General features: G+C 68.3%; 13 protein-coding genes. 9 read left to right on the top strand and 4 right to left on the bottom strand.

Annotated elements, in window-relative coordinates; translation table 11 throughout:
- Window positions 1-8: 8 nt before the first annotated feature.
- Both map and ACQ4L4_RS10150 read right to left on the bottom strand, forming a co-directional pair.
- Window positions 9-827 carry a type I methionyl aminopeptidase gene (map, locus tag ACQ4L4_RS10155; protein ID WP_377154237.1) on the bottom strand — a complete coding sequence of 273 codons (819 nt, stop codon included), beginning with the start codon at window positions 825-827 and terminating at the stop codon, window positions 9-11.
- 153 nt (window positions 828-980) lie between these two features.
- A complete protein-coding gene (locus ACQ4L4_RS10150; protein ID WP_377154240.1) occupies window positions 981-1808 on the bottom strand; it encodes an undecaprenyl-diphosphate phosphatase in 828 nt (275 codons plus the stop codon).
- Window positions 1809-2056: 248 nt separating this feature from the next.
- Here ACQ4L4_RS10150 and ACQ4L4_RS10145 point away from each other — a divergent pair, with 248 nt between their 5' ends.
- The 6 genes from ACQ4L4_RS10145 (at window position 2057) to ACQ4L4_RS10120 (ending at window position 7543) form a co-directional block, all read left to right on the top strand.
- A complete protein-coding gene (locus ACQ4L4_RS10145) occupies window positions 2057-2761 on the top strand; it encodes a TetR/AcrR family transcriptional regulator (protein WP_431104112.1) in 705 nt (234 codons plus the stop codon).
- A 45-nt stretch (window positions 2762-2806) separates the two neighbouring features.
- On the top strand, window positions 2807-3460 hold the full coding sequence (locus ACQ4L4_RS10140) for a protein-L-isoaspartate O-methyltransferase family protein (RefSeq protein WP_431104111.1): 654 nt from the start codon (window positions 2807-2809) through the stop codon (window positions 3458-3460).
- Window positions 3461-3708: 248 nt separating this feature from the next.
- Window positions 3709-5079: a TolC family outer membrane protein gene (locus ACQ4L4_RS10135; protein WP_431104110.1), complete on the top strand. Its 1371-nt coding sequence runs from the start codon at window positions 3709-3711 to the stop codon at window positions 5077-5079.
- Window positions 5080-5332: 253 nt separating this feature from the next.
- Window positions 5333-6118 carry a peroxide stress protein YaaA gene (gene yaaA / locus ACQ4L4_RS10130; protein WP_431104109.1) on the top strand — a complete coding sequence of 262 codons (786 nt, stop codon included), beginning with the start codon at window positions 5333-5335 and terminating at the stop codon, window positions 6116-6118.
- 142 nt (window positions 6119-6260) lie between these two features.
- Window positions 6261-7121: a 2OG-Fe(II) oxygenase gene (locus ACQ4L4_RS10125; RefSeq protein ID WP_431104108.1), complete on the top strand. Its 861-nt coding sequence runs from the start codon at window positions 6261-6263 to the stop codon at window positions 7119-7121.
- An 86-nt stretch (window positions 7122-7207) separates the two neighbouring features.
- Window positions 7208-7543, top strand: a complete 336-nt coding sequence (locus ACQ4L4_RS10120) for a hypothetical protein (protein ID WP_431104107.1) — start codon at window positions 7208-7210, stop codon at window positions 7541-7543.
- A 148-nt stretch (window positions 7544-7691) separates the two neighbouring features.
- Here the strand turns inward: ACQ4L4_RS10120 and efp are convergent, their stop codons facing one another.
- Both efp and earP read right to left on the bottom strand, forming a co-directional pair.
- Window positions 7692-8246 carry an elongation factor P gene (gene efp, locus ACQ4L4_RS10115; protein ID WP_088383725.1) on the bottom strand — a complete coding sequence of 185 codons (555 nt, stop codon included), beginning with the start codon at window positions 8244-8246 and terminating at the stop codon, window positions 7692-7694.
- 179 nt (window positions 8247-8425) lie between these two features.
- Window positions 8426-9532 (bottom strand): elongation factor P maturation arginine rhamnosyltransferase EarP, encoded by a 1107-nt coding sequence (gene earP / locus ACQ4L4_RS10110; protein WP_431104106.1) that lies wholly within the window; start codon window positions 9530-9532, stop codon window positions 8426-8428.
- 182 nt (window positions 9533-9714) lie between these two features.
- Between earP and uvrC the strand changes: the two genes are divergently transcribed.
- From uvrC to pgsA, 3 genes are all read left to right on the top strand, one after another.
- A complete protein-coding gene (gene uvrC, locus ACQ4L4_RS10105) occupies window positions 9715-11652 on the top strand; it encodes an excinuclease ABC subunit UvrC (protein WP_431104907.1) in 1938 nt (645 codons plus the stop codon).
- Window positions 11653-11679: 27 nt separating this feature from the next.
- Window positions 11680-12243, top strand: a complete 564-nt coding sequence (locus ACQ4L4_RS10100) for a hypothetical protein (protein WP_431104105.1) — start codon at window positions 11680-11682, stop codon at window positions 12241-12243.
- A gap of 62 nt (window positions 12244-12305) precedes the next feature.
- Window positions 12306-12872 (top strand): CDP-diacylglycerol--glycerol-3-phosphate 3-phosphatidyltransferase, encoded by a 567-nt coding sequence (pgsA, locus tag ACQ4L4_RS10095; RefSeq protein WP_377154260.1) that lies wholly within the window; start codon window positions 12306-12308, stop codon window positions 12870-12872.
- Window positions 12873-12992: the final 120 nt, after the last annotated feature.

Below are 12992 nucleotides of genomic sequence, written 5' to 3'. Positions count from 1 at the left end.
TGCGCGGATCAGGCCGGAACGGCCTGGGGCTGGACGAAGGCCGGCGGCGGCGGCGTGCCGGCCGACTGCGTGAGGATCTCGAAGCCGGTCTCGGTGACCAGCACCGTGTGCTCCCACTGCGCCGACAGCGAGCGGTCCTTGGTGACGATGGTCCAGCCGTCGCCCATCTCGCGGATCTCGCGCCGGCCGGCGTTGATCATCGGCTCGATCGTGAAGACCATGCCGGGGACCAGTTCCTCGAGCGTGCCGGGGCGACCGTAGTGCAGCACCTGCGGCTCCTCATGGAACTTCTGGCCGATGCCGTGGCCGCAGAACTCGCGCACGACGCTGAAGCCGGCGTTCTCCGCGAAGGTCTGGATCGAATGGCCGATGTCGCCCAGTCTGGCGCCCGGCTTGACCTTCTGGATGCCCTTCCACATGGCCTCGTAGGTGAAGCTGCACAGCCGCTTGGCCGCGATCGAGCCCTCGCCGACGACGAACATCCGGCTCGTGTCGCCGTGCCAGCCATCCTTGATGACGGTGACGTCGATGTTGACGATGTCGCCGTTCTTCAGCGGACGGTCGTTGGGGATGCCGTGGCAGACCTGATGGTTGATCGAGGTGCAGATCGACTTCGGGTAGGGCGTGTAGCCGGGCGGCTGGTAGTTCAGCGGCGCGGGGATGCCCTGCTGCACGTTCACGATGTAGTCGTGGGCCAGCTTGTCGAGGTGGTCGGTCGTGACGCCCGGCTTGACGTGCGGGGTCAGCATGTCCAGCACCTCGGACGCCAGTCGGCCGGCGATGCGCATGGCGTCGATGTCGGCGCCGGTCTTGATCGTGATGGTCATGGGACCAATTTTAGCTGCCGCCGGATGAAATCGCCGGGCCACCGGCGGAGGCCCCGTCGGTGGCCGACTTTTCAGGCGGAGCCCGGCGATCTGGCGCTGCCAGACCTACGGGCTCGCCCCCTTGGGGGCCGCCGAAGCCGGCAGGGGGGAGCCTCATTCAGCCCAGACGATCACGCCCGTGTAGGCGGTGACGAGCACCACGATGCCGAAGGCGATCCGGTACCACGCGAAGGGCACGAAGCTGTGGCTGGCGATGTACTTCAGCAGCCAGCGCACGCAGATCCAGGCGCTGACGAAGGAGAAGAACAGCCCGACCGCGAACAGCGGGATGTCGCCGGTCGACAGCACCGAGCGCTCCTTGTACAGGCTGTACAGGCCGGCGCCGATCAGCGTCGGGATCGCCAGGAAGAAGCTGAAATCGGTCGCCGCCTTGCGCGACAGGCCCAGCAGCATGCCGCCGATGATGGTCGCGCCGGAGCGGCTGGTCCCCGGCACCATCGCCAGGCACTGCACGAGACCGACCTTCAGCGCGTCCATCGGCGACATCTGGTCCACGTCCTGGATGCGCACGGCGGACTGCTGCCGGCGTTCGGCCCACAGGATGATGAAGCCGCCGATGATGAAGGTGCTCGCCACCACGATGGGGGTGAACAGGTGTTCCTTGATGACCTTGCCGAACAGCAGGCCCAGGATGACCGCCGGCAGGAAACCGATCGCCACGTTCAGCACGAAGCGCCGGGCGCGGACGTCGCTGCCCAGGCCGGCGGCCGTCTCGCGCAGGCGCTGCCAGTAGACGATGATCACCGCCAGGATTGCCCCGGTCTGGATCGCGATGTCGAACACCTTGCCCCGGGCGTCCTCGAAGCCGCCGAGCAGCGCGCCCGTCAGGATCAGGTGACCGGTCGACGAGATGGGCAGGAATTCGGTCAGGCCTTCGACGATCCCCATGATCGCGGCCTTGATCAGCAGCACAGTGTCCAAACTACGACTCCAGAATGCCGCCTCGCTCGGGGTGGAGGCGGGTCGGCGGGGATCATAGCCGTGGCTCGAACCCGGTTTGCGGCGGTGCAGCACCCGGATGGGCGGTCTCGCGTGAGGGGGGCGTGAAGGCCCGCGGTCCCTTCCGCAGTCCCTTCAAAAGGGCGCCCTGCGGGGAGGGCGCTTGACCGGCTCGAAAGCCCGCCGCTACATTACTGACCGGTTAGTCAGTTAGTCCTCCGCCGTCCACCATGCCTCGCGTCCCCGCCAAGACCGCCGCCCCGGCGCCGTCGTCCCCTCGACAGCGGCGGAAGGAGGCGCGGCCGCAGGAGCTGCTCGAGGCCGCGCTGTCGCTGTTCGTCGAGAAGGGCTTCGCCGCCACCCGTTCGGAGGAGGTCGCCGCCAAGGCGGGGGTGTCCAAGGGGACGCTGTACCTGTACTACCCCTCGAAGGAGGAGCTCTTCAAGGCGGTGGTGCGCGAGGCCATCGGCACCAAGATCGCCGAAGGCGTCTCGGAACTCGGCAAGCACCAGGGGTCGATGGCGGAGCTGCTGACCTGGATGCTGTGGAGCTGGTGGGAGCGCATGGGGCTGACCCCGGCGGGCGGCATCCACAAGATCATGATGAGCGAGGCCGGCAACTTCCCGCAGCTGGCCGCGTTCTACAACGACGAGGTCATCGAGCCCAGTTGCGCGCTGCTGGCCGAGGTCGTCCGGCGGGGCGTCGCCGCGGGCGAGTTCCGTGACGTGGACCCCGATGCCTGCGTGATGGTGCTGATCGGTCCGGTGCTGCATCTGGTGCTGCATCAGCACTCGATCGGCGCGGCGGGCGTGGTGCACGATCACAAGCCCGAACCCGAGACGGTGCTGAAGCTGCAGCTCGAATTGATGTTCGAGGGACTCCTCAACCGCCCGCACCGCCCCATCGATCCGGCCACGCCCCGGCCGGCCGCCTAGAATACCGCCCGCATTGGCGCGCCGTGCGGCGCCAGAGGACTGAACATGAATTTCGAACAAGCCCGCTTCAACATGATCGAACAGCAGATCCGCCCCTGGGATGTGCTGGACACCTCGGTGCTGGCCCTGCTGGCGGTGGTCAAGCGCGAGGACTTCGTGCCCGCCGCCTACCGCAACGTGGCGTTCACCGACGTCGAGCTGCCGCTGGCCCATGGCCGCAAGATGCTGCCCCCGCGGGTCGAGGCCCGGTGGATGCAGGAGCTGCAGATCGAGCGCCACGAGAAGGTGCTGGAGATCGGTACCGGCGCGGGCTATCTGGCCGCGCTGCTGGGCCACAAGGCGCAGCAGGTCTTCAGCGTCGAGCAGGACCCGCAACTGGTCGGCGCCGCCCGCGACGCGCTGCGCCGCAACGGCGTGCTGAACGTGACGGTGGTCGAGGGCGACGGCGTCAAGGGCCTGCCCGGCGAGGCGCCTTTCGACGTGATCCTGCTGTCGGGCTCGGTGGCGCAGGTGCCGCAGGTGCTGCTGGACCAGCTCAAGGTCGGCGGTCGCATGGGCGTGATCGTCGGGGAAGAGCCCGCGATGACCGCGCGCATCATCACCCGCACCGGCGAGCGCGAGTTCGCGACGAAAAACCTGTTCGAGACGGTGGTGCAACGACTGGACGGTTTCGACACGGGCTCGCACTTCACGTTCTGAGGACGCTGCAGTCGACGCTTGCAGCCCGTCGCGCGTAATTGCCGTCAGGGGGTGCGAAGACTGCAAGTCGTCGCATTTCTTTCGAGAGAGGCGGGGGAGGTGATCTATAACCTCGCCCGCGGCACCGGGGTCGGATCGGAGGCGATCGACCCGGCGGTGCCGAGGTACTGAATCCCGGTCGCGGCCTGTCCGCGCCGGTCCGCAGTTGGATCGATCCGAAGAACATCACATCGACACGAGGATGCCTCATGGCCGCTGAACGCCGTCCGTCTCCGATCTCCCGCCTGCCGCGGGTCACGCTCCTGGCCGCGGCGCTCGCCTTCGCGGCCGGCGCGGCCCAGGCGCAGAGCCTGCAAGAGCTGTACGACGCGGCCCGTGCCTACGACGCGACCTTCCTCGCCGCGCGCGCGGTGGCGGATTCGGCGCAGTACCGCTACGGCCAGGCGCAGGCGCTGGCGCGTCCCAGCGTGGGCCTGGGCGTGGGCGCGACGCGCAACGAGGTGGACCTGCCGGCCATCTCCAACGGCCAGGGCGGCACGGTCAATTCCGGCTGGCAGGGCAACACGGTCAGCAACGCCGGATTGAGCGCGAAGTACGCGATCTTCAACCGTCCGAACGCCGGCAGCATCGAGCAGGCCCGACTGGGCGTCGACGTCGCCCAGTCCGACCTGGAGACGGCGGAGCAGGATCTGATCGTCCGCGTGGCGCAGGCCTACTTCGACGTGCTGGCCGCCAAGGACACGCTCTCGACCTCCAGCGCCAACAAGGCCGCGATCGCGGAGCAGCTGGCCTCGGCCAAGCGCAACTTCGAGGTCGGCACCGCCACCATCACCGACACCCGCGAAGCGCAGGCCCGTTATGACCTGGCGACCGCGCAGGAACTCGCCGCCGACAACGACCTGCGCGTCAAGCGCGTGACGCTGGACCAGCTGGTGGGGCGCGTCGGCGTCGAGCCGCGCCCGCTGGCCGTGCCGGTGGCGTTGCCGCCGGTGGCACCATCGTCGGTGGAGCCCTGGGTCAGTCAGGCCGAAGGCGCCCACCCGGCCATCCGCAAGGCCCAGTTGGGCCTGGACATCGCCAGGATCGAGATCGAGCGCGCCCAGGGCGCCCGTTGGCCGACCGTCGACCTGAACGCCTCGCTGGGCGTGCAGCGACAGACCGGCGAGGGCGTCAGCTACACCGGCAACACCAAGCAGGGCTCGCTGGGCGTGTCGGTGAACCTGCCCGTGTATACCGGCGGTCAGATCACCAATCGGATCAAGGAGACGATGTCGCTGGAGGAGAAATCCAGCAACGACCTCAACTTCGCCCGCCGCAGCGTCGAGGAGAGCACCAAGCGCGCGTTCTTCGGCGTGCAGTCGCTGCAGGCGCAGGTGAAGGCGTATGAGGCGGCCGAGTCGTCCTCGAAACTGGCGTTGGAAGCGACGCAGCTCGGCTACAAGGTCGGCGTGCGCGTCAACCTCGATGTGCTCAATGCGCAGACGCAGCTGTACACGACGCAGCGCGACCTGGCCAAGGCGCGCTATGACGTGCTGGTGAACAGCCTCAAGCTGCGTCAGGCGTCGGGGCAGTTGCGGCCTGAGGACATCACGGCGATCAATACGCTGCTCGCGAAGTAATCGCGACCGAGCGTCGGCGGAAGATCACCCGGGGCCGGCGGAGCGGCCTCGCTGGGCGCCAACTCGCGCCGCTCACCTGCGGTTCGCTTTGCTCGAACAGACGGCGCCCCAGTCAGTCCAGGGCTCGGCCGCTCCGCCGGCCCCGGGTGATCCTCCGCCGCAGTGACTCCGCTCAAGCCGCCTTCGGGCGGCTTTCGTCCATCAGGAGGGAGGGTGGCAGGTCTTGCGTCCTGGACGCGCGACAATCCGGGCCATGCTTTTCGTGATCTCCCCCGCGAAGTCCCTGGACTACGACACTCCGACACCCGACGCCGTCGCCGCGCTGGCCAGTCGTCCGCAATTCGTGTCGCAATCGGCCGAACTGATCGAGATCCTCAAGACCCGCTCCACCTCGGACATCGGCGGGCTGATGGACATCTCCGAAACCCTCGCAAGCTTGAACGTCGCCCGCTACCACGCATGGTCGACACGCTTCACCGACAGGAACAGCAAGCCCGCCGTGCTCGCATTCAATGGCGACGTGTACGACGGACTGCAGGCATCGACCCTGTCGCTGGACGACCTGCAGTGGGCGCAGCGCCATCTGGCCATCCTGTCCGGCCTTTACGGCGTGCTGCGGCCGCTGGACCGGCTTCAACCCTATCGTCTCGAGATGGGCACGGCGCTGAAGAACGACAAGGGCGGCAACCTCTACGCCTACTGGGGCGACACGATTGCCGAGCATCTGAACGCCCAGAGCGCGCAATTGCAGTCGCCAGTGATCGTGAACCTCGCGTCGCAGGAGTACTTCAAGGCCGCCGCACGCAAGGTGCTGAAGCCGCGCGTCATCGAATGCCAGTTCGAGGACTGGAAGAATGGCCGCTACAAGATCATCAGCTTCTTCGCCAAGCGCGCGCGCGGCCTGATGGCGCGGTATGCCATCCAGCATCGCATCGGCACGCCGGCGACATTGCAGGACTTCGCCGTCGACGGCTACGCCTATGCGCCCGACGCGAGCGAGCCGGAGCGGCTCGTCTTCCGCCGTCGTATCGTCGAGTGATGGCAGAGTCATGGCCCAGCGTCATGGCTCAGCGTCATGGCCGGGGGCTCGATGGCGAATGCGCAGCGAAGCGTAAGCGGCGCCCCTTGTCGGGCACACCGGGATACAGGCAGACACCGATCAGTTTGATACCGTCGCGGATATGAGTAACTCGCAATACCTCACGCCGGAGTTGCGCGAATGGGTGGCCGCGCAGCTGCGCAACGGCATTACCCGCGAAGCGCTGTACCAGGCCATGCTGACCAGCGGCTGGCAGCCCGACATGGCGCAGCAGGCGCTGGCCGAGCATCGATCCTTCGAGGCGCCGTTGGCGCTGCCCGAGATCCCGGAGCCCGCGATCGAAGCCGGCTCGCTGCCGGAGCCCGACCTGGGCGAGCAGCGCAGCGTGCTGCTGCCCGACGGCCACCGCGTCGAGATCCTGATGGCGCTGCAGAGGCCGCGGGTGATCGTGTTCGGGAACCTGCTGTCGGAGCAGGAATGCGACGCGATCGTCACGAACGCCGGCCAGCGCCTGGCGCGATCGGAGACGGTCGCGGCGCAGCGCGAAGGCAGCGAGGTCAATTCGGCCCGCACCAGCGAGGGCATGTTCTTCGAGCGCGGCGAGAACGAGGTCGTCGCCCGCATCGAGCGTCGCATCGCGACGCTGCTGAACTGGCCGGTCCGCAACGGCGAGGGCCTGCAGGTGCTGCGCTACCGCGCCGGCGCCGAATACCAGCCGCACTACGACTACTTCGACCCGCGCCACGCCAGCAGCAAGGCGATCCTGGAGCGTGGCGGCCAGCGGGTCGCGACGATCGTGATGTACCTGAACACGCCGCCGCGCGGCGGCGCGACGGTGTTCCCCGACATCAAGCTCGACGTGATGGCGCAGAAGGGCAACGCGGTCTTCTTCAGCTACGACCGGCCCGATCCCGCGACGCTGACGCTGCATGGCGGCGCGCCGGTCGTGGAGGGCGAGAAGTGGGTCGCCACGAAATGGTTACGTCAGGGCGAGTTCGTTTGACGCGGCCTTCACCGGCCGCCCGCTAGACTCCCCTCATCATCACGAGCGCCGGCCCCGGTCGGCGCGTCCCGAAGAAGGAAATCCACATGAAGTCGTTGATCGCCGTCCTGGGCACCGCACTGCTGACCACGCTCGCGCAGGCGCAAACCCAGCCGCAGCCGGCGCCTCCCGCCACGGCGCCGATCGCGGCCGCGCATGCCGACATGGCCGCGCCGGCGTCGCCCGCGGCCAAGCCGGCCAAGGCCGGCGGCAAGCACAAGGCCACCGGCAAGACCGCGAAGCAGGGCGGCAAGCACGCCGCCGCCAAGAAGTCTGGCGCGAAGAAGAAGCCGGCGCAGCATGCCTCGTCGGGCAAGTCGGGCTCGAAGAAGGTCGCGAACGCCAAGCCGAAGAAGAGCAAGCAGCGTCACGCCGCGGCTTGATTCCGGCGGACCCGGCGGCGCCCTGAGGGGCGGGCCGGAGATCGGGTCACGGAAAGCAGAAAAGCAGCCCGAGGGCTGCTTTTTCATTGGTGCGCGGATCCGGCGGTGGATGCCGGGCCGCGAAGGCCCGGGACACCGTCGCGGTGTCTCAGACGCGCTTGCGGTACTCGTGCGTACGCGTGTCGATTTCGATGTTGTCGCCTTGCGCCACGAAGATGGGCACGGGGATCTCGAAACCGGTGGCGATCTTGGCGGGCTTCAGGACCTTGCCCGAGGTGTCGCCCTTGACGGCCGGCTCGGTCCAGGTCACTTCACGCACGACGCTGGTCGGCAGTTCCACCGAGATGGCCTTGCCGTCGTAGAACACCACTTCCACTTCCATGCTGTCCTGCAGGTAGTTGATGGCGTCGCCCATGTTCTCGGCTTCCACCTCGAACTGGTTGTACTCGGTGTCCATGAACACATACATCGGATCGGCGAAGTACGTGTAGGTGCACTCCTTCTTCTCCAGGATGATCTGGTCCATCTTGTCGTCGGCCTTGAAGACGACTTCGGTGCCCGAGTTGTTCAGCAGGCTCTTCAGCTTCATGCGCACGGTGGCGGCATTGCGGCCACCGCGGCTGTACTCGGTCTTCAGCACGACCATGGGGTCCTTGCCGTGCATGATCACGTTGCCGGCGCGAATTTCTTGAGCGATCTTCATGATGATTCCGGGAGATTGGGTCCGGGCACAGTCATCTGGATGCTTGGAGATCCGAACTGTTCCGGCGGTGTGAGGCGTTCCGTATCGGATCCCGCAGCCCGTGGCCAGGGCCTGGAGCTGTTCGAGGAGCCGCGCAGTCAGAACGCGGAAAAGCCGCGCATTCTAGCCCGAAAGGCCCCTCACGCGCCACTCGACAGCCCGGCGAAGGCCTGGAGCCGTGAGCTCAGATCCGGTTGCCCGCCCAGTTCGGCACGCCAGACGCGCGCGTGCGCCTTGGCGGCGGTCAGTTCGCGGAGCGCGTCGGCGGCCTGCGATGTCCACGGCGCCAGGCCGTTCCAGGCGCGGGAGAGGGCGCGCCAGTGCGCGCGCAGCGCCTCGGGGGCGCCGGCCAGCGACTGCGCGAGGAAGGCCTCCAGCTTCGGCCCGTGGGCGCCGTCGTCCTGGAAATAGATCTGCCAGAGCATCGGCTGGCCGGCCCATTGCGCGCGGACGAAGGAGTCCTCGCCGCGCACGAGGTTGAGGTCGCACGACCACAGCAGCCGGTCGTAGTCGGCCTGGCTCAAGTGGGGCAGGGCGATCGCGCGCTGCCCCGTTCGCAGCAGCGGCGGCGCTTCCGCCTGCGGCGCACCGGGGCAGAGGAGCAGCAGCCAGCCCGGGCCCAGCGCTTCCAGGAACTCGGCCAGTGGTGCCCGCGGATACGCGAACAGGCTCAACACCTTTTCGCCGGGTTGGCGTCCCCAGCCGCGCGCGGCGAGCCAGGCGTCGCCGTGATGCGAGTTCGCCGCCTCGATGAGGCCGGGCTCGCGCAGCAGTCCGCCGGTGCGCTCGTTGAAGCCCGGGTAGAAGAAACGCTTCTCCAGGCCGGCACCAGGGCCGGAGAACTGCGGCGACCTCAATGCGTGGCTGCGTTCGACGTAGCTTTCCGCGCTGAGGTATTCGAGGTTGATCCACGCCGGCGTCACCGGCCGTGCGGCCATCGCCGCGACGAACGCCTCCGGCAGCTCGCAGCCGAAGGTCTCGACGACGACATCGCCCGGCTCGGCGCGCACGCTGTCGGCCCAGGGCCGGCAGGACAGGCCCTCGACCGGCTCCGGCTGCATCCAGGCCAGCGGCGAGAGGTCGTCGCTCCACAGACGCGCCTGCGCGCCGCGCCTCGCCAGATCGCGCGCCAGACGCAGGCACACGCCGAGATCCCCGTAGTTGTCGATGACGCGGCAGAAGATGTCCCACGTCGGCTTGTCAGGAGTCTGTGCGGCGCAAGAGGATTCGGCGGGGCTGTCGGGCATCGAGGAATTATCAGGCGGCACAATCGCCCCCCATGAGCACGACCCCCGCCGGCGCCAGCGAAGTGCCGGAGCCGATCCCCGATCCTTCCCCCGCGGCCGCTGCGCCTGCCGCCTCGCATGCCGACGAGTGGAACGCCCAGTCCGCGGCCATCGAGGCCGCCGAGTCGCGCCGCGTCGCCGACATGGAGCGCGCCGCGCGCGAAGGGCGCGACCGCCTGCTGGCCGAGGTGCTGGCGCTGCCGGCGCTGCCTGGCGTCTACCGCTACTTCGACGCGCAGGACCACGTGCTCTACGTCGGCAAGGCGAAGAACCTCAAGCGCCGCGTCTCGAGCTATTTCCAGAAGGACCACGGCGGCACGCGCATCGGCATGATGATCGCGCGCATCGCGCGGCTGGAGACCACGGTGGTGCGCACCGAGGCCGAGGCGCTGCTGCTCGAGAACAACCTGATCAAGGCGCTCAATCCGCGGTTCAACATCCTGTTCCGCGACGACAAGAGCTACCCCTACATGCGTCTGTCCGGCCACGCCTGGCCGCGCATCAGCTACTACCGCGGCGCGGTGGACCGGCGCCACCGCTACTTCGGCCCGTTCCCCAGCGCCTGGGCGGTGAAGGAGTCGATCCAGCTGATCCAGAAGGTCTTCCAGCTGCGCACCTGCGAGGACACCGTCTTCAACAACCGCAGCCGGCCCTGCCTGCTGCATCAGATCCATCGCTGCACCGCGCCCTGCGTGCCCGAAGGGCAGAACGACGACTACCGCCGCAACGTCAGCAACGCGGAGCGCTTCCTGCTCGGCGAGACGCAGGAGGTGATGGACGCGCTGCAGGCGCAGATGATGACGCACGCCGAGCGCTTCGAGTACGAGCAGGCGGCGGGCATCCGCAACCAGATCACCGCGTTGTCGAAGGTCCTGCAGCAGCAGGCCGTCGACGAGAACAGCGCGACCGGCCGCGATCGCGACGTCGACATCCTCGCGGTGAAGCTGCAGGGCGGCCGGGCCTGCGTGAACCTGGCGATGGTGCGCGGCGGGCGGCATCTGGGCGACCGCGCGTATTTCCCGAAACACGTGGACGACGCGACCGCCGTCCAATTGCTGGACGACGACGAACTGACGCCGGTCGAAGGCGAGGACGGCGGCATCCGCGTCGAGCCCGCGAGCCCCGAGCGGCTGGTGCTGGAAGCCTTCATCGCGCAGCACTACCTCGAGATGGCGGTGCCGTCGCTGCTGGTGCTGTCGGAGGCGGTCGATCCGGCGCTGGCCGAGGCGCTCAGCGCGCAGGCCGGCTACCGCGTCACGACGCAGGCCCAGCCGCGCGGCCAGCGCCGCATCTGGCAGGAGATGTGCGTCAAGGGCGCGGAGATCGCGCTGGCGCGGCTGCTGTCGGAAGAGGGTTCGCAGCAGGCGCGCACGCGCGCGCTGATCGAGGCGCTGGACCTCAGCGTCACCGAGCTCGACAAGTTCCGCATCGAGTGCTTCGACATCAGCCACACGGCCGGCGAGGCGACGCAGGCCTCGTGCGTCGTCTTCGAGGGCCACCAGATGCAGAGCGCCCAGTACCGGCGCTTCAACATCGAAGGCATCACCGGCGGCGACGACTACGCGGCGATGCGCCAGGTCCTGACACGCCGTTACAGCAAGATGGCCGAGGCCGCCCAGAATGGCACCGGCCGCATGCCCGATCTGGTGCTGGTGGACGGCGGCAAGGGGCAGGTGTCGATGGCGCGCGAGGTCTTCGAGGAACTCGGTGTCGACCTGAGCCTCATCGTCGGCGTTGAGAAGGGCGAGGGGCGCAAGGTGGGCCTCGAGGAGCTCGTCTTCGCCGACGGACGCGAGAAGGTCTACCTCGGTCGTGATTCGGCGGCGCTGATGCTCGTGGCCCAGATCCGCGACGAGGCCCACCGCTTCGCCATCACCGGTATGCGGGCCAAGCGCGCGTCGATCCGCACCGGCGGTTCGCGCCTGGAGGATGTGCCCGGCGTCGGGCCGAAGAAGCGCGCGCAGCTGCTGCAGCGTTTCGGCGGCGTGCGTGGCGTGGCTGGCGCGAGCGTCGAGGAGCTCTGCAGCGTCAAGGGCATCTCGCGCGAGCTGGCGGAAGAAATCTATCGCGCGCTGCATTGAACGGCGCGCGGCTTGTTGGGAACAGACATGACCACGATCGATCGGACGAACACGAGGAGCCTGCGACGCGTCGCACGCTGGAGCGGCAAGCTGGTGCTTGCGCTGTCGCTGGCCGCATGCGGCTCGCCGACGCAGCGTCAGACGGTGCGTCCTCCGGTGCAGGACGCGCCGCGCGAACCGGCCGCGACCCCCATCGCGCCCGCCGGGCCGGTGCCGACCTCGCCGGCCGTGCGCCGCGGCCTGCCGCTGCCGGCGCCGCATGCGGTCAGCACGCATGAGGACCTGCGCCGCCAGGCCGCGCAGCGCATGGTCGCCGCCAACCCGGACGGTACCTACATGGGCGAGGTGCCGCCGGAGTTGCTCGCCATCCCCGTGCTGGAGGTCGAACTCAACCACGACGGCTCCATCAAGCACATCCGCGTGCTGCGCAAGCCGACCCAGGCCGAGGACACGATCGAGGTCGCCATCGCGGCGGTGCGCCGCGCCGCGCCGTTCGGCGACGTGAGCCGGCTGCCCAAGCCCTGGAAGTTCGTCGAGGTCTTCCTCTTCGACGACGACCGGCGCTTCAAGCCGCGAACGCTGGACGATTGAGGCTCGACGATTAAGAAGCGGCCGACGGTTTCGCGCCGTGAAACCTGGGCACAATGCCGCCCATGTTCTGGACGCTGCCAACCCTGCTGACCTGGGCCCGCATCGTGGCCATCCCGCTGATCGTCGGGGTGTTCCACCTGCAGATGTCGCCCGCCCATCAAAACCTGCTGGCCACGGTCCTGTTCATCACGGTGGCGCTGACGGACTGGGCGGACGGCTACCTGGCGCGCAGGCTCAACCAGACCTCGTCCTTCGGCGCCTTCCTCGATCCGGTGGCCGACAAGTTCCTGGTCTGCGCCGCCTTGCTGGTGCTGCTGGAGCAGCAGCGCGTGGACGCGCTGGTGGCGCTGGTCATCGTCGGGCGGGAGATCGCGATCTCCGCGCTGCGCGAGTGGATGGCGCAGATCGGCGCCTCTCGCTCGGTGGCGGTGCATGTGCTGGGCAAGCTCAAGACGACGGTCCAGATGGTGGCCATCCCCTTCCTGCTGTTCGACGGCAAGCTGTTCGACGTGATCAACACGCGGATCTGGGGCACCTGGCTGATCTACCTGGCCGCGGTGCTGACCATCTGGTCGATGGTCTACTACCTGCAGAAGGCGTTGCCCGAGATCCGGGCCAAGGCGCGCTGAGCCCGCGGCTCATCATCGGCCGCGCCGTCCCCACGCATCTCATGAGTCCCGGTCGGTCCTGGTCCGTGATGGCCGAGGTCCTGCGGACCATCCCCCGTTCGCGGGGAGCGATGAAACAGC

Origin of the sequence: Roseateles noduli (assembly GCF_050626985.1) — a bacterium.
Taxonomy (GTDB): Bacteria; Pseudomonadota; Gammaproteobacteria; order Burkholderiales; family Burkholderiaceae_C; genus Roseateles; species Roseateles noduli_A.
Note: the sequence above shows the minus strand (reverse complement) of the source record. Positions and strands in the feature narration are given on the sequence as shown.

Bases quoted from the DNA above. Each gene is read 5' to 3' on its own strand.
- map (WP_377154237.1), bottom strand. From the start codon at position 827: ATGACCATCACGATCAAGACCGGCGCCGACATCGACGCCATGCGCATC.
- ACQ4L4_RS10145 (WP_431104112.1), top strand. From the start codon at position 2,057: ATGCCTCGCGTCCCCGCCAAGACCGCCGCCCCGGCGCCGTCGTCCCCT.
- ACQ4L4_RS10140 (WP_431104111.1), top strand. From the start codon at position 2,807: ATGAATTTCGAACAAGCCCGCTTCAACATGATCGAACAGCAGATCCGC.
- ACQ4L4_RS10135 (WP_431104110.1), top strand. From the start codon at position 3,709: ATGGCCGCTGAACGCCGTCCGTCTCCGATCTCCCGCCTGCCGCGGGTC.
- yaaA (WP_431104109.1), top strand. From the start codon at position 5,333: ATGCTTTTCGTGATCTCCCCCGCGAAGTCCCTGGACTACGACACTCCG.
- ACQ4L4_RS10125 (WP_431104108.1), top strand. From the start codon at position 6,261: ATGAGTAACTCGCAATACCTCACGCCGGAGTTGCGCGAATGGGTGGCC.
- ACQ4L4_RS10120 (WP_431104107.1), top strand. From the start codon at position 7,208: ATGAAGTCGTTGATCGCCGTCCTGGGCACCGCACTGCTGACCACGCTC.
- efp (WP_088383725.1), bottom strand. From the start codon at position 8,246: ATGAAGATCGCTCAAGAAATTCGCGCCGGCAACGTGATCATGCACGGC.
- earP (WP_431104106.1), bottom strand. From the start codon at position 9,532: ATGCCCGACAGCCCCGCCGAATCCTCTTGCGCCGCACAGACTCCTGAC.
- uvrC (WP_431104907.1), top strand. From the start codon at position 9,715: ATGGAGCGCGCCGCGCGCGAAGGGCGCGACCGCCTGCTGGCCGAGGTG.
- ACQ4L4_RS10100 (WP_431104105.1), top strand. From the start codon at position 11,680: ATGACCACGATCGATCGGACGAACACGAGGAGCCTGCGACGCGTCGCA.
- pgsA (WP_377154260.1), top strand. From the start codon at position 12,306: ATGTTCTGGACGCTGCCAACCCTGCTGACCTGGGCCCGCATCGTGGCC.